Source organism: Pseudonocardia nigra (assembly GCF_019396355.1).
GTDB lineage: Bacteria > Actinomycetota > Actinomycetes > Mycobacteriales > Pseudonocardiaceae > Pseudonocardia > Pseudonocardia nigra.
In genome coordinates, this window is sequence record NZ_JAHKRK010000216.1 from 1 (window position 1) to 14020 (window position 14020).

Consider the following 14020-nt stretch of genomic DNA (forward strand, 5'->3'; position numbering starts at 1 on the left):
CCGCGGCGGCCCGGCGGGCGGACGCGCCACCCGTCACGCCAGCGGCGGCTGCCGAGGCGGCGCGGGAGCTGGCGGCCGACCACGACCTCGTGCTCGTCGAAGGGGCCGGCGGGCTGCTGGTGCGGTTCACCGACCACGGCGGCACCCTCGCCGACGTCGCCGCCCTGCTCGACGCGCCCGTCGTCGTGGCCACCGCCGCCGGGCTGGGCACGCTCAACGCCAGCGAGCTGACGGTGGAGGCGCTGCGCGCCCGCGGGCTGGTGTGCACCGGGCTGGTGATCGGGGCGTGGCCGGGCGAGCCCGACCTCGCCGAGACGTGCAACCTCGCCGACCTGCCCGCCACCAGCGGCGTACCGCTGCTCGGGGCCGTCCCGGAGTCGTCCGGGACCCTCCACCCGGAGGTGTTCGCGGCCGTCGCACATCACAGTCTGGCCCCGGTCCTGGGCGGTGGATGGCACACTCCCGTGCCGTGACGACCACCGAGACCGGCATCCTCAGCACCGCCCGCGCCCAGGTCCTGGAGGACGGGGTCGGCCTCGACGAGCCGCAGGTGCTCGAGGTGCTCCGGCTGCCCGATGAGGCGCTCGACGAGCTGCTCGACCTCGCCCACCAGGTGCGGATGCGCTGGTGCGGGCCGGAGGTCGAGGTCGAGGGGATCATCTCGCTGAAGACCGGCGGCTGCCCGGAGGACTGCCACTTCTGCTCGCAGTCGGGCCTGTTCGAGTCACCGGTGCGCTCGGCGTGGCTGGACGTCCCGTCGCTGGTGGAGGCGGCCAAGCAGACCGCGAAGACCGGGGCCACGGAGTTCTGCATCGTGGCGGCGGTGCGCGGGCCGAACGAGCGGCTGATGGCCCAGGTCGCCGCCGGGATCGCGGCGATCAAGGACGAGGTCGACATCAACGTCGCCTGCTCGCTCGGGATGCTCACCCCCGAGCAGGTCGAGCAGCTCGCCGCCATGGGCGTCCACCGCTACAACCACAACCTCGAGACGGCGCGCTCGCACTTCCCCCACGTGGTCACGACGCACACCTGGGAGGAGCGCTGGGAGACGCTGCGGCTGGTGCGCGAGGCCGGCATGGAGGTGTGCTGTGGCGGGATCCTCGGGATGGGGGAGTCGCTGGAGCAGCGCGCGGAGTTCGCCGGGCAGCTGGCGTCGCTGACCCCGGACGAGGTGCCGCTGAACTTCCTCAACCCCCGCCCCGGCACGCCCTTCGGCGACCTCGAGCCGCTGGACGGGCGCGACGCGCTGCGGGCCGTGGCGGCGTTCCGGCTGGCGCTGCCGTGCACGGTGCTGCGGTTCGCCGGCGGGCGCGAGATCACCCTCGGCGACCTCGGCGCCCGGCAGGGCCTCCTCGGCGGGATCAACGCCGTGATCGTCGGCAACTACCTCACTACCCTGGGCCGGCCCGCCGAGTCCGACATCGACCTGCTCGGCGAGCTGCAGATGCCGATCAAGGCGCTGAACGAGACGCTGTGACGGCGTTCTGCGACCAGTGCGGGCAGCCAGCCGCCGAGGGCGAGCACACGCGGTGCGACGCGCGGCGCGAGCTGGAGCCGCCGCGGTTCTGCCCCGACTGCGCACGGCGGATGGTCGTGCAGGTGACGCCCACGGGCTGGACGGCGCGGTGCAGCAGGCACGGGGAACGCGCCTCGGCGTAGCACAACTGCGCTACAGTTGGGGCATGCCCGAGACCATCGGCCAGCGGCAGCTGCGCAACGACAACGCCGAGATCATGCGGCGGGTCGAGGCGGGGGAAAGCTTCATCGTCACCCGCAACGGCAAGGCGATCGCCGACATCGTCCCGCATCAGGCCGAAGGATCGCAGGGGAAGCGGCGGCTGACGCTCCGCCAGCTGCAGGAGCGTCGCCGGCAAATGCCGCATGTCGATATCGAGCAGTGGTACGCCGACCGTGCCGCGGACGACGAGGTCTTCGGCGACGACCGGATCGAGTACTGATCGATGCAGAGGTCTTTTCTGCTCGACACCTGCACGCTGATCGACCTGGATGTCGTCGATCTGGGCGAGTTCGCCGACGGACTGGCCCTCGTGAGTGCGGTGACGATCGGGGAGCTCGCGTATGGCCTGGACATCGGCGAGGCATCCCAGCGGGCGGCCCGCGCCCACCTGCTCGAGGACACGCTTGCCACCTACGAGGTGCTGTCCTACGGAGTGGAAGAGGCCAAGCTCTACGGCGTGCTCGCCACGCTCGTCCGCGCCGCGGGCCGCAACCCTCGCCCCCGGCGGCTCGACCTCCAGATCGCCGCGACCGCCGCCGCGGCACGCCTTCCGCTGCTCACCTGCAACCCGGACGACTTCCGGGGGGTCGAACGGCTCGTGGACGTGGTCGCTGTCGGTCGTCCGGCGTAGCAGGCCGCCACCCGGTGCGTCATGCTGCTCGCGTGGCGAACTGGGGACGGGCCCTGCGGCAGGCGGCCCGGATCGGCCTCGACCTGCTGGCGACCGGTACGCAACGCCGCCTCGCCCCGCAGCGGACGCCCGCTCGCAGCATCCCGGCCCAGGATCGGGTCTGCACGATCGTCTACGCGCCCGACCTCGACGGCGCAGCCGACCCCGGCGAGATCGTCTGGGCCTGGGTGCCTTTCGAGGAGAACGACGGGCGGGGGAAGGACCGGCCGCTGCTCGTGGTCGGCCGCCGGGGCCCCGACCTTGTGGGGCTCATGCTCTCGAGCCGGGCGGACCGCGCCGACGACCGCGACTGGCTCGAGATCGGCTCCGGGGCGTGGGACCGGCAGGGGCGGGCGTCCTACGTGCGGCTGGACCGGGTGCTGGAGGTCGACGAGCACGGCGTCCGGCGGGAGGGTGCGGTGCTGGACCGCGACCGGTTCGAGCGGGTGGCCCGGGAGCTGCGCGCACGCTTCGGCTGGCGATAACGGCCCGGGCGACTCGCCTGTCCGGATGGGGCGACTCGCGTGTCGGGATCGGGCGACTCGCGGTCAGTTGGAGCTGTGCTCCACGGCGTAGGTCGTGATCGGCGCCGGGACGGCCCGCAGCTGCTCCATCAGCCCGGTCTCCCGCGCCAGCAATGCGCGGACCAGGCGCAGCCGCTCGACGGGGCAGGTCTGTTCGAGCAGGCGCTGCCGGTCGGCGATGGGCAGGAGGCAGTCGGCGGCCAGCACGTGCGGCAGCGCCGACGGGTCGATGTCGGGTTCGGGCTCCGACCAGTCGCCGGTCTTCCAGGCCGTGGCGCAGTAGCGGCGATGGGCGTCTCGGGCCGCGCCGGCGAGCATCCGGATCAGGTCGTCGGCGGGCGGCGTGTCCGCGTCGGGCAGGAACTCCACCGACGCGATCAGGTAGGGCATGGACTCGGCGTCGAGGTCGAGCAGCCGGAACCGGCGCGCCCCGCGCGTGACGATGTCGAAGCGGCCGTCGGGCAGCCTGCGGACGTCGCGGAGCTCCGCCGTGCAGCCGATGCCGTGCAGCCCGGCCATGCCGTCGTCGTCGGGGGTCCACCCCTCGCGCACCGCGACGACGCCGAACTCCTTGTCCGGGACGGCTCCGGTGACGAGGTCGACGGTCAGCTGCCGGTACCTCGGCTCGAAGACGTGCAGCGGCAGCGAGGCCCCGGGCAGCAGGACCGTGCCCAGCGGGAACAGGGGGAGGGTCTCGGCCACCGGACTACGGTACGGCGCCGCGGTCGGGCTCGCCGGGTGGCCGCAACACCGCGGAGGCGTCGGTCACGCGCAGCGTCCGCTCGGTGAACCGGAACAGTGCCGCGGGTCGCCCACCGGCCGGTCCGGGGGGTGCAAGGTCGCCGGTCGGCTCGAGCACGTGCCTGCGGGTGAGCACGCGCTGCAGGTTGGTGGCCGACACCGGATGGCCGAGCGCGGCCACGTAGAGCTCGCGCAGTGCGGAGATCGTGAACGCGCGCGGCGCCAGCGCGAACCCGAGATTGGTGTAGGAGAGCTTGGCGCGCAGCCGGTCGCGCGCGGCGTCGATGATCGCGGCGTGGTCGAAGGCGGTGGCCGGCAGCGCGGTGAGGGGGTGCCACGCCGTGTCGGCCGGCACCGCCGGGTCGGCGTCGGCGGGAACCAGCCCGAGGAACGCGGTGGCGATCCGCCGCGCCCCCGGCACCCGGTCCGGGTCGCTGAACACCGCGATCTGCTCGACGTGGGTGACCTCGCGGAGGTCGACCTTCTCCGCGAGCTGGCGCACCACGGAGCGCTCGACGTCCTCGTCGTCACCCAGCCTTCCGCCGGGCAGCGCCCAGCGGCCGGAGTCCGGGGGCTGCGCGCGCTGCCAGGCGAGCACCTGGAGAGTGTCGTCGCGGATCTGGAGGACGGCCGCCAACACCTCGTGTTCGGTTGGGCGCGGCATGTGGCGGATGGTAGGCCGCGGCGCTGCTGCGCGGCGCGCAGGGGAACGTGAACGGCCGGTTGCCCCGCGGTGAGTTCCCGGTCACGACGGGGGTGTGGGCGCCGATCCCCGCTGCTACGATCACCCCTGTTTCCGACTCGTAGGCGAAAACGCCGTGGAGGGTCTCATGACCGCAAGTCCGACCGTCGCCGAGGCGCCCCCCTGGGTCGACGCCGACTGGGCCGACGAGGTGCGCGAGCTGGCCCGCCGCCGAGACGCCGTACTGCTGGCGCACAACTACCAGCTCCCAGCCATCCAGGACGTCGCGCACCACACCGGCGACTCGCTGGCGCTGTCGCGGATCGCCGCGGAGTCCGACGCCGCGACGATCGTGTTCTGCGGCGTCCACTTCATGGCGGAGACGGCGAAGATCCTCGCCCCGGAGAAGACCGTCCTCATCCCGGACGCGAACGCCGGCTGCTCGCTCGCCGACTCGATCACCGTCGATCAGCTGCGGGCCTGGAAGGCCGACCACCCGGACGCGGTGGTGGTCAGCTACGTCAACACCACCGCCGCGGTGAAGGCCGAGACCGACATCTGCTGCACCTCCTCCAACGCCGTCGAGGTCGTCGCCTCGATCCCGGCCGACCGCGAGGTGCTGTTCCTGCCCGACCAGTTCCTCGGGGCGCACGTCCGCCGCGTCCTCGGGCGGGAGAACATGCACGTCTGGGCGGGGGAGTGCCACGTGCACGCCGGCATCAACGGCGCCACGCTCACCGCGCAGGCGCAGGCCAACCCGGACGCCGAGCTGTACGTCCACCCCGAGTGCGGCTGCGCCACCTCGGCGCTCTACCTCGCGGGCGCGGGCGCGGTGCCCGCCGACCGCGTCAAGATCCTCTCGACCGGCGGGATGCTCGACGCCGCCCGTGCGAGCTCCACGTCGCGCGTGCTGGTCGCCACCGAGGTCGGCATGCTGCACCAGCTGCGCAAGGCCGCGCCGGAGGTCGACTTCCGCGCCGTGAACGACCGCGCCTCCTGCACCTACATGAAGATGATCACCCCGGAGAAGCTCCTGCGGTCGCTGCGGGAGGGCACCGACGAGGTCCACGTCGACCCCGAGCTCGCCGCCCGCGGACGCGCCGCCGTGCAGCGCATGATCGAGATCGGGCAGCCCGGGGGTGGGGAATGACCGCCTGGGAGGCCGAGGCGGACCTCGTCGTCGTCGGCTCCGGCGTTGCGGGGCTCACGGCCGCGCTGGACGCCGCCGAGGCGGGCCTGCGCGTCGTGGTCGTGACGAAGGACGCCGCCGACGCGGGCTCCACCCGCTGGGCGCAGGGCGGGGTCGCCGTGGTCGTCGGTGACGTGCCGGGCGACAGCGTCGAGGCCCATGTCGCCGACACCCTCGCCGCGGGCGGCGGCCTGTCCGACGCCGGTGCCGTGGCGGAGATCATCGCCGAGGGTCCGGCCGCCGTGGCGCGGCTGCGGGCCCGGGGCGCGGACTTTGATCCCGGACCCGGCGGCAGGCTCGCCCGCACCCGGGAGGGCGGCCACTCGGCGTTCCGGGTGGTGCACGCGGGCGGCGACGCCACCGGCGCCGAGATCGAACGTGCCCTCGTCACTGCGACGACCGACCGTCGCCTCCCGCTGCTCACCGGGCACGTGGCCGTCGACGCGCTGCGCGACGAGCGGGGTGCGGTCAGCGGGCTCGCGGTGCTCGACGACGCCGGCCGACCCGGGGTGCTGCGGGCGCCGGCCGTGCTGCTCGCCACCGGCGGCTACGGGCAGCTGTACGCGAGCACCACGAACCCGGAGACGGCCACGGGCGACGGCATCGCGCTCGCGCTCCGGGCCGGCGCCACGGCAGCGGACCTGGAGTTCGTGCAGTTCCACCCCACCGTCCTCTACACCGAAGACCTGCTCGCAGGGTCGAGCAACAGAAGAGCGCCGGCGGTGGGCCGTCGCCCGCTCGTCACCGAGGCGGTCCGCGGCGAGGGCGCCGTGCTGCTCGACCGCGCCGGGCGCCGGTTCATGACGGCCGTGCACCCGCTGGCCGACCTGGCGCCGCGCGACGTCGTCGCCGCCGCGATCACGCGGACGCTCGCCGACACCGGCGCCGACTGCGTCCACCTCGACGCCCGCGGGATCGAGGGATTTCCGCAGCGGTTCCCGACGGTGTACGCGGCCTGCCGGGCGGCGGGCATCGACCCGGTGCGCGAGCCGATCCCGGTGACTCCGGCCGCGCACTACGCCTGCGGCGGGGTCGTCACCGACCGGCACGGGCGCACCGGCGTGCCCGGGCTCTACGCGGCCGGCGAGGTGGCGCGCACCGGGCTGCACGGCGCCAACCGGCTCGCGTCCAACAGCCTCCTCGAGGGGCTGGTCGTCGGCGCGCGGGTCGCGCACGCGGTGGCCGCGGACCGGTGCGTCCCGCGCCCCGCGACCGCCGAGGTCCTCGCGCCGTCGCCCGCGGTGGCGCTCGCCCCGCGGCCGGTCGTGCAGCGGGCGATGACCGGCGCGGCCGGGATCGGTCGGGACGCCGCCGGGCTCGCTGCGGCGTCGGACGTCGTCGAGGCGCACACGGCGCTCGGCGTGCCCGTCGACCGGGCCGGGGTGGAGGACGCCGCACTCACGCTGCTCGCGCAGGCCGTCCTCGCCGCGGCGGGTACCCGCACCGAGACGCGCGGCTGCCACGTGCGCACCGACTTCCCGGAGCGCGACGACGTCTGGCAGCGCCAGAGTCTCGTGGTGGCGCTGGACCCGGACGGCCGCCCGGTCGTGCGGGACGAGACGGCAGCGGTGGGTGCGGCGTGACGGGCGTGGTGACCGGACCGGACCTCGACGACCTGCGCCGGGTCGTCGCGACGGCGCTCCAGGAGGACCTGCGCTACGGCCCGGACGGGACGACGGCGGCCACGGTGCCGCTCGTCGCGGTGGCCGTCGGCACGTTCGCCGCCCGCGAACCGGGGGTGCTGGCCGGGCTGCCCGCGGTGCGGGAGGCGCTCGACTCCGTGCTCGGCCCGAGCGGCTACGAGGTGCTCGACGCCCGCGCCGACGGCGACCGGCTCGCGCCGGGCGACGCTGCGCTGACCGTCCGCGCCCGGGTGCAGGGCCTGCTCACCGCCGAGCGCACGGCGTTGAACCTGCTGTGCCACCTCTCCGGGGTCGCGACGGCGACCGCCGCGTGGGTGGACGCGGTCGCCGGCACGAAGGCCCGCATCCGCGACACCCGCAAGACCCTGCCGGGGCTGCGGCTGCTGGAGAAGTACGCGGTGCGCTGCGGCGGGGGCACCAACCACCGGCTCGGGCTCGGCGACGCCGTCCTGATCAAGGACAACCACGTGGCGGCGGCCGGTTCGGTCGGCGCGGCGCTGGCCGCGGCGCGCGCGCACGCCCCGAACCTGCCCTGCGAGGTCGAGGTCGACACCCTCGAGCAGTTCGACGAGGTGCTGGCGCTGGGCGCGGAGCTCGTGCTGCTGGACAACTTCGACGTCGAGCGCACGCGGGAGGCCGTGCGGCGCCGGGGTTCGGCGGCGACTCTGCTGGAGTCGTCCGGCGGGCTGGTGCTCGCGAACGCGCGGGAGTACGCCGAGACCGGGGTGGACTACATCTCGGTGGGCGCGCTGACCCACTCGGTCCGCGCCATGGACCTGGGCCTGGACCTGTCCTGAGCCGCGTTCGTGCGATCGGCCGTCAGGCGTCCCCGGGCCCGTAGGAGAACGTCGGCCAGCCGTCCACCCACTCGACCTCGCGGATCTGCATCCGGATCGTGCCGCCGGTGTTCGCGTCGTAGTAGTGGTGCACGGCGTAGGTCCGCCCGCGGTCCTCCAGGACGTCGAGCGCGCCGGTGCCGACCTGGTTCCCGCGCCGGTCGAGCAGCACCGTGCCGCCGCCCTCGGTCATCGGGCGCCCCTCGCGGTCGACGAAGGGCCCGGTCGGGTTGGTGGACCGGCCCACGACCGTCTTGTAGGTGCTGTCGACGCCGCGGCAGCAGAAGTCCCAGGACGCCGTGAGGTACCAGTACCGGCCGTGCTGGAAGACCTGGGGGTTCTCGATCGCGTTGGGCGGGTCGACCGGGTGGCGGGCCAGCGCGGTCCGGGGTCCGACCGGCGTGTGCATGTCCTGCAGCTCCTGGACCTTGATCCCGGACCAGAACGAACCGAACGCGATGTACCACTTCCCGCGCGCGGTGAAGACGTTCGGGTCGATGGCGTTGAAGTCGTCGCCGGGCTCGGAGGTGAGGATGGGGCCGTGGTCGACCCAGCTGGCGAGGTCGCCGGGGGTGCGGGTGGTGGCCAGCCCGATCGCGGAGCGGTTGCTGCCGAACGAGGACGCCGAGTAGTAGAGGTGGAAGACACCCGCGCGCTCCACCACATGCGGCGCCCAGAGGTGGTGCACCCCGTAGGACCTCGTCCACTCCGGCAGGGCGATCGCCCCGAGCGACTCCCACTCGCCGGCCAGGCTCCCGGTGGAGCGGCGGGCGAAGATTCCGCCGGGGTCGTCGGGGTTCGCCACGCCGGTGGAGAACACGTAGTACGTGCCGCGGTCGACGAACAGCGTGGGGTCGTGGACGGGGTCGTCGATCACACCGGCCCGGTAGTCGCCGTCGCCGGTCATCTCCAGCTTCCCGCTCGGCGGCGGGCCCGGGTCCTGCGCGACGGCGGTCGCCGCGGGTGCGGCGACCATGGTCAGGCTCAGCACAGCGGCGGCGAGCAGCCGCATCGTCGTCCGTGGCATCAGTGCGCTCCTCCTGCTCCTCGATGAGCACGTCACCAGGCCTATCGAGGGCGGAGGCGAGAATGTTAGCGCTCACATCTCCGGTCCGGTCGCCGCGCGCCGCCGTCGGACCCGCCCCGTACCCTGGACCCATGCTCCGCCGACTCGACCTGCGCGCCGAACCGCTGCCCCGTCCCGCCGCGCTGCGCACCCTGCTGCCGCGGGCCGATGTGGACGTCGACACGGTGCTGCACCAGGTCCGGCCCATCGTCGAGGACGTGCGCGAGCGCGGCGTCGAGGCGGCGCTGGAGTACGCGGAGCGGTTCGAGCGCGTGCGGCCCACCGCGGTCCGCGTGCCCTCCCAGACGCTCAACGGCGCGCTGGCGGCCCTCGACCCGGCCGTCCGCACCGCGCTGGAGACCTCCATCGAGCGCGCGCGGAAGGTGCACGGCGACCAGCGGCGCCGCGACGTCGTCACCGACGTGGTGCCCGGCGGCACGGTCACCGAGCGGTTCGTCCCGGTGCGGCGGGTCGGGCTCTACGCCCCCGGCGGGCTGGCCGTCTACCCCTCCAGCGTCGTCATGAACGTGGTCCCGGCGCAGGCCGCGGGCGTGGAGTCGCTCGTCGTCGCCTCGCCGCCGCAGGCCGAGCACGGCGGGCTGCCGCACCCCACCATCCTCGCCGCGGCGGCGCTGCTGGGCGTCGACGAGGTGTGGGCCGTCGGCGGCGCCCAGGCCGTGGCCCTGCTCGCGTACGGCGGCACCGACACCGACGGCGCCGAGCTGGAGCCGGTCGACATGGTCACCGGGCCCGGCAACATCTACCTCACCGCGGCCAAGCGGATGCTGCGCGGCCTCATCGGCATCGACGCCGAGGCCGGCCCCACCGAGATCGCCGTGCTCGCCGACGCCGGCGCCGACGCCCGGCACGTCGCCGCCGACCTCATCAGCCAGGCCGAGCACGACCCGTCGGCCGCGTCCGTGCTGGTCACCACGTCGGAGGAGCTGGCAGGGGCCGTCGACGCCGAGCTCGCCCGCCAGGTCCCCGACACGAAGCACACCGAGCGGATCCGCACCGCGCTCACCGGCCCGCAGTCGGGCACCGTGCTGGTCACCGATCTCGACGACGGGGTCGCGGTCGTCGACGCCTACGCCGCCGAGCACCTCGAGATCCAGACGGCGGACGCCCGCGAGGTCGCCCTCCGCGTCCGCAACGCCGGTGCGATCTTCGTCGGCCCGTACGCGCCGGTGTCGCTGGGCGACTACTGCGCGGGCTCCAACCACGTGCTGCCCACCGGCGGCTGCGCCCGCCACTCCGGGGGGCTGTCGGTGCAGACGTTCCTGCGCGGCGTGCACCTCGTGGAGTACACCGAGGAGGCGCTGCGCGACGTCGCCGACCAGGTCGTCACGCTGGCCGCCGCCGAGGACCTGCCGGCGCACGGGCAGGCCGTCACGGCGCGGTTCCCCCGATGACCGCGTCGAACCTGGTGGGTGTGCAGGAGACGGTCGGCGCCGAGGTCACGCTCGACGACCTGCCGCTGCGGGAGGACCTCCGCGGCCGCTCGCCCTACGGGGCCCCGCAGCTCGACGTGGCGGTGCGGCTCAACACCAACGAGAACCCGTACCCGCCGCCCCCGGAGCTGGTCGCCGACGTGCGGCACGCCGCGGAGGCCGCCGCCGCGGAGCTGCACCGTTACCCCGACCGCAACGCCGTCGGGCTGCGCGGCGACCTCGCCGCCTACCTGACGAGCGCCACGGGGGTGCCGCTGCGCACCGAGAACCTGTGGGCCGCCAACGGCTCCAACGAGGTGCTGCAGCAGATCATGCAGGCCTTCGGTGGGCCGGGGCGCATCGCCGTCGGGTTCGAGCCGTCCTACTCGATGCACCCGATCATCGCGGCGGGCACGCGCACGGAGTGGCTGCCCACCCCGCGCCGCTCCGACTTCTCGATCGACGTCGCCGCGGCCGCCGCCGTCCTGCGCGAGCACTCGCCCGACCTGACGTTCCTCACCAGCCCGAACAACCCCACCGGGCAGTCGCTCGAGCCCGACGAGCTGGCCGCGCTGATCGACGCCGCCCCCGGTCTGGTGGTGGTGGACGAGGCGTACGCGGAGTTCTCCCACCGGCCGAGCGCGGTCACGCTGCTGCGCACCCACGGCGCCAAGCTGATCGTCAGCCGCACCATGAGCAAGGCGTTCGCGTTCGCGGGTGGGCGGCTGGGCTACCTCGCGGCCGCGCCCGCGGTGGTCGACGCGCTGCAGCTCGTCCGGCTGCCCTACCACCTGTCGGTGCTCACGCAGGCCGCGGCGCGGGCCGCGCTGCGCCACGCCGACGCCACGCTCGGGTCGGTGGCGCTGCTGCGCGGCGAGCGCGACCGCGTCGTCGCAGCGCTCGCGGCCATCGGCTACGACGTCGTGCCGAGCGACGCCAACTTCGTGCTGTTCGGCAGCTTCACCGACGCCCCCCGCGCGTGGCGGGCGTTCCTCGACCGTGGTGTGCTGATCCGCGACGTGGGGATCCCGCACCGGCTGCGCGTCACGGTCGGCACCCCGGAGGAGAACGACGCGTTCCTGCAGGTCGCGGGCGACGTGTTCGAGCAGGAGGTAGGTAAGTGACCAGGGTTGGGCGCGTGGAGCGGGTCACCAAGGAGTCGAAGGTCCTCGTCGAGATCGACCTCGACGGCACCGGCACCACGGAGATCGCCACCGGCGTCCCGTTCTTCGACCACATGCTCGACGCGCTGGGCAAGCACGGCGCGTTCGACCTCACCGTGCAGGCGTCCGGCGACGTCGAGGTCGACGTGCACCACACGGTCGAGGACGTCGCGATCGTGCTCGGCCAGGCGCTGCGGCAGGCCCTGGGGGACAAGAAGGGCATCCGCCGGTTCGGGGACGCCTGGATCCCGATGGACGAGGCGCTCGCGCAGGCCGTCGTCGACGTGTCCGGGCGCCCGTACACCGTGCACACCGGCGAGCCCGACGTGATGCAGGGCTTCGTCGTGGGCGGGCACTACCCCACGGTGCTCAACCGGCACGTGTTCGAGTCGCTGGCCTTCCACGGTCACCTCGCGCTGCACGTCCGGGTGCTGGACGGGCGCGACCCGCACCACGTCACCGAGGCCGAGTTCAAGGCCATCGCACGCGCGCTGCGCGCCGCGGTGGAGCCCGACACCCGGATCACCGGGATCGCGTCCACGAAGGGCACGCTCTGACGCCGCCTGTGGACGGCTTCGCCGTGCACAGGGTCACCGCGTCCTGATCACGGTCGCGCCGCCCGGGTCGAGCGTGCGGGCGCGGCGCAGCGGCGAGGCGAACACCGGGACCCACACCACCGCGAGGACGGCCGCCGCGGTCCAGAGCGCGGCGCGCGGGCCCGCGAGCTCGCCGATCGCCCCGCGAGCAGCGACCCCGCGGTGACCGCGCCGATGAGCACCACGCGGGCGGTCGCGCCGACCCGGCCGAGCGCCCCGTCGGGCGTCACGGCCTGGCGGAAGCTCACGAGGAGCACGTTGTCGTAGCCGATCTTGGCGCACAGCACCCCCCATCCCGCGGCGGCGACGGCGACGGGCACCGGATCGCCGATCAGGGGCGTGAGCACGGCAGCGGGGGCGACGGCGAGCCCGGCGAGCCAGAGCGAGCGTCCTTCGCCGACCCGCCGCGACACCGGCCGGGCGGCCACCGCGCCCAGCAGCCCGCCGACCCCGCCCGCCGCCAGCCACGCCCCGAGCACGGCCGCGGACGCGCCGAGGTCCCGCGTCAGCACGATCGGCACCATCGCCAGGCTCGCGGCGACCGCGAGGTTCGTCAGGGCGCCTGCGGCCAGGGTCGCGCGGAGCACCGGGTGGTGCAGCACCAGCGCCAGCCCGGCGCGGATCTCGGCCGCGACGCCCCCCGTTGCCGGCGGGGGCGGGGGTTCCGGGCGGCGGAGCCGGGTGAGCCACCACGCCGACCACAGGTATCCGGCGGCGTGGACGGCGACCACCAGCGGTGCGCCCAGCAGCTGCACCAGCCATCCGCCGGCCGCCGGGCCCGCCACCTGCCCGACCGAGTCGATCGACGCCAGCCGGGCGTTGGTCGCCACCAGGCGCTCCCGGCCGACCACGTGGGGCAGGTGCGCCTGCGCTCCGACGTCGAACAGCACGGTGCCGGCACCGACGAGCAGCACGACGACGAACAGCTGCGGCAGGCTCAGCGCGCCCAGCGCCCAGGCGGCCGGGACGGACAGCAGCAGCACGGCTCGAGCCAGGTCCGCGGCGATCATCACCGGACGGCGCCGGACGCGGTCGAGCCAGACGCCCGCGGGGAGCCCGATCAGCAGGAACGCGACGGTGCTCGCGGCCGCCAGGAGGCCGGTATCGCCCGGCGACGCCTGGAGCGCGGTCACCGCGACCAGCGGGATCGCGAGGCGCCCGACGTGCTGGCCCGCCTTGCTCAGCACGGCGGCGATGACGAAGCGGCGGGCGTCGGTGGGGTCGGGCTCGAGGATCGGCGGCACGGGTACACCCTCGCCGCGACCGCCGGGGACGCGGAGAGATTCGGCCTAGACTGAATCCGTGGTCCGGCTGGAGGTGTCGCTCGACGACGTCCTCGGCCTGCGGTTCGCCGTCTCGCCGCTGTAGGAGGTGGTCGCGAGCGTCCGTGTGCTCCGGGCACCGGGCGCGCATCCGCTGCACCGCGCGTGGGCCCTCGACGCGCGGCGGCGACAGCGCGCCGTGCGCGCCGAGGTGGGCCTGCTCGAGGCGCTCGTGCCCGTCCCGACGCGCGTCCTGCCCGGGTTCCTCGCCCCGACGCCGGTGACGGCGGCGCCCACGCTCGACGAGGAGCTCGCCGCGCTGGCCGCCGCGGACCCGGACGAGTGCCGGGACGACATCCGGGGGTGTTCGGCGCGGCGCCGCCCGGGCCGGTCGCCCGGATGGCGGCCGATCCGGCGGCCGGGCTGCGGGAGCTGGCCGAGCAGGCCGCGGCCTGGTTCGACACGGTCCTCGCGCCCCGA

General features: G+C 74.8%; 16 protein-coding genes and 1 pseudogene. 13 read left to right on the forward strand and 4 right to left on the reverse strand.

Translation table 11 applies throughout. The features are described from left to right. From bioD to KME75_RS34000, 6 genes are all read left to right on the forward strand, one after another. The coding region (gene bioD, locus KME75_RS33975) for an ATP-dependent dethiobiotin synthetase BioD (protein WP_219419044.1) at positions 1-473 on the forward strand (473 nt) is incomplete at its 5' end. After that, complete coding sequence (bioB, locus tag KME75_RS33980) at positions 452-1477, forward strand: biotin synthase BioB (protein WP_219419045.1); 1026 nt, start codon at positions 452-454, stop codon at positions 1475-1477. The genes bioD and bioB, both read left to right, overlap by 22 nt. Further along, positions 1474-1659 carry a biotin synthase auxiliary protein BsaP gene (gene bsaP, locus KME75_RS33985; RefSeq protein WP_219419046.1) on the forward strand — a complete coding sequence of 62 codons (186 nt, stop codon included), beginning with the start codon at positions 1474-1476 and terminating at the stop codon, positions 1657-1659. Before bioB ends, bsaP begins: the two co-directional genes overlap by 4 nt. Positions 1660-1682: 23 nt before the next feature. Then, entirely contained in the window at positions 1683-1958 is a 276-nt protein-coding gene (locus KME75_RS33990; RefSeq protein ID WP_219419047.1) for a type II toxin-antitoxin system Phd/YefM family antitoxin, read from the forward strand. Between the two features lie 3 nt (positions 1959-1961). Beyond that, entirely contained in the window at positions 1962-2369 is a 408-nt protein-coding gene (locus tag KME75_RS33995) for a PIN domain-containing protein (protein WP_219419048.1), read from the forward strand. Positions 2370-2401: 32 nt separating this feature from the next. Then, positions 2402-2893, forward strand: a complete 492-nt coding sequence (locus KME75_RS34000; RefSeq protein WP_308283331.1) for a type II toxin-antitoxin system PemK/MazF family toxin — start codon at positions 2402-2404, stop codon at positions 2891-2893. Positions 2894-2956: 63 nt separating this feature from the next. Here KME75_RS34000 and KME75_RS34005 read toward each other — a convergent pair whose 3' ends face one another. Together KME75_RS34005 and KME75_RS34010 are read right to left on the reverse strand one after the other, a co-directional pair. After that, positions 2957-3634: an LON peptidase substrate-binding domain-containing protein gene (locus KME75_RS34005; protein WP_219419050.1), complete on the reverse strand. Its 678-nt coding sequence runs from the start codon at positions 3632-3634 to the stop codon at positions 2957-2959. A gap of 4 nt (positions 3635-3638) precedes the next feature. Further along, complete coding sequence (locus KME75_RS34010; RefSeq protein ID WP_246633372.1) at positions 3639-4337, reverse strand: NUDIX hydrolase; 699 nt, start codon at positions 4335-4337, stop codon at positions 3639-3641. 166 nt (positions 4338-4503) lie between these two features. Here KME75_RS34010 and nadA point away from each other — a divergent pair, with 166 nt between their 5' ends. Genes nadA through nadC form a run of 3 tightly spaced genes read left to right on the forward strand, consistent with a single transcriptional unit; the run spans position 4504 to position 7984 of the window. Beyond that, complete coding sequence (gene nadA, locus KME75_RS34015) at positions 4504-5505, forward strand: quinolinate synthase NadA (RefSeq protein ID WP_219419051.1); 1002 nt, start codon at positions 4504-4506, stop codon at positions 5503-5505. Continuing rightward, positions 5502-7127, forward strand: coding sequence for an L-aspartate oxidase (locus tag KME75_RS34020; protein WP_219419052.1), 1626 nt, complete (start codon positions 5502-5504; stop codon positions 7125-7127). Before nadA ends, KME75_RS34020 begins: the two co-directional genes overlap by 4 nt. Positions 7128-7132: 5 nt before the next feature. After that, positions 7133-7984, forward strand: a complete 852-nt coding sequence (nadC, locus tag KME75_RS34025; RefSeq protein WP_219419059.1) for a carboxylating nicotinate-nucleotide diphosphorylase — start codon at positions 7133-7135, stop codon at positions 7982-7984. Positions 7985-8006: 22 nt separating this feature from the next. On the opposite strand, the gene KME75_RS34030 is transcribed toward nadC, so the two are convergent. Beyond that, a complete protein-coding gene (locus KME75_RS34030; RefSeq protein ID WP_219419053.1) occupies positions 8007-9050 on the reverse strand; it encodes an arabinan endo-1,5-alpha-L-arabinosidase in 1044 nt (347 codons plus the stop codon). A gap of 131 nt (positions 9051-9181) precedes the next feature. Between KME75_RS34030 and hisD the strand changes: the two genes are divergently transcribed. From hisD to hisB, 3 genes are read left to right on the forward strand one after another with little or no spacing between them, the layout of a single operon-like run. Further along, positions 9182-10501, forward strand: a complete 1320-nt coding sequence (hisD, locus tag KME75_RS34035) for a histidinol dehydrogenase (RefSeq protein WP_219419054.1) — start codon at positions 9182-9184, stop codon at positions 10499-10501. After that, complete coding sequence (locus KME75_RS34040) at positions 10498-11643, forward strand: histidinol-phosphate transaminase (protein WP_219419055.1); 1146 nt, start codon at positions 10498-10500, stop codon at positions 11641-11643. Before hisD ends, KME75_RS34040 begins: the two co-directional genes overlap by 4 nt. Beyond that, positions 11640-12239, forward strand: a complete 600-nt coding sequence (gene hisB, locus KME75_RS34045) for an imidazoleglycerol-phosphate dehydratase HisB (protein WP_219419056.1) — start codon at positions 11640-11642, stop codon at positions 12237-12239. The genes KME75_RS34040 and hisB overlap by 4 nt, the downstream gene beginning before the upstream one ends. A 47-nt stretch (positions 12240-12286) precedes the next feature. Here hisB and KME75_RS34050 read toward each other — a convergent pair whose 3' ends face one another. Further along, positions 12287-13522 carry an MFS transporter gene (locus tag KME75_RS34050; RefSeq protein ID WP_219419057.1) on the reverse strand — a complete coding sequence of 412 codons (1236 nt, stop codon included), beginning with the start codon at positions 13520-13522 and terminating at the stop codon, positions 12287-12289. A gap of 145 nt (positions 13523-13667) precedes the next feature. On the opposite strand from KME75_RS34050, the pseudogene KME75_RS34055 reads away from it, so the two are divergent. Beyond that, positions 13668-14020, forward strand: a pseudogene (locus tag KME75_RS34055) (hypothetical protein); the annotation flags it as partial.

Bases quoted from the DNA above. Each gene is read 5' to 3' on its own strand.
- hisD (WP_219419054.1), top strand. From the start codon at position 9,182: ATGCTCCGCCGACTCGACCTGCGCGCCGAACCGCTGCCCCGTCCCGCC.
- KME75_RS33995 (WP_219419048.1), top strand. From the start codon at position 1,962: ATGCAGAGGTCTTTTCTGCTCGACACCTGCACGCTGATCGACCTGGAT.
- KME75_RS34030 (WP_219419053.1), bottom strand. From the start codon at position 9,050: ATGCCACGGACGACGATGCGGCTGCTCGCCGCCGCTGTGCTGAGCCTG.
- KME75_RS34010 (WP_246633372.1), bottom strand. From the start codon at position 4,337: ATGCCGCGCCCAACCGAACACGAGGTGTTGGCGGCCGTCCTCCAGATC.
- KME75_RS34040 (WP_219419055.1), top strand. From the start codon at position 10,498: ATGACCGCGTCGAACCTGGTGGGTGTGCAGGAGACGGTCGGCGCCGAG.
- nadA (WP_219419051.1), top strand. From the start codon at position 4,504: ATGACCGCAAGTCCGACCGTCGCCGAGGCGCCCCCCTGGGTCGACGCC.
- KME75_RS33990 (WP_219419047.1), top strand. From the start codon at position 1,683: ATGCCCGAGACCATCGGCCAGCGGCAGCTGCGCAACGACAACGCCGAG.
- bioB (WP_219419045.1), top strand. From the start codon at position 452: ATGGCACACTCCCGTGCCGTGACGACCACCGAGACCGGCATCCTCAGC.
- KME75_RS34020 (WP_219419052.1), top strand. From the start codon at position 5,502: ATGACCGCCTGGGAGGCCGAGGCGGACCTCGTCGTCGTCGGCTCCGGC.